Source organism: Pseudomonas sp. PDM32 (genome assembly GCF_019219225.1).
Taxonomy (GTDB): Bacteria; Pseudomonadota; Gammaproteobacteria; order Pseudomonadales; family Pseudomonadaceae; genus Aquipseudomonas; species Aquipseudomonas laurylsulfatiphila.
Genome location: NZ_JAHUWE010000082.1, coordinates 1 through 225 on the forward strand (window position 1 = coordinate 1; position 225 = coordinate 225).

Annotated in this window: 1 protein-coding gene; it reads left to right on the top strand. The window is 63.1% G+C overall.

What is annotated here, in order from left to right:
• Window positions 1–225 (top strand): immunoglobulin-like domain-containing protein (locus KW846_RS29880; protein WP_218486482.1); only part of this gene is annotated, 225 nt, incomplete at both ends.

Below are 225 nucleotides of genomic sequence, written 5' to 3' on the forward strand. Positions count from 1 at the left end.
ACCTCGAGTCCATCAACCCGATCAAGAGCCCGGTGGAAACCACGGTCAACGACGTCAACGACACCACCACGGTAACCCTGACCGCGACCCCGAGCGTGGACGAGAACGGCACCATCACCTACACCGCCACGCTGACCGATGCCCAGGGCAAACCGGTCACCGCGCAGAACGGTCCGGTCACCGTGACGTTGGACAGCGGCAAGGTCATCACCATTGCCGAAGGTC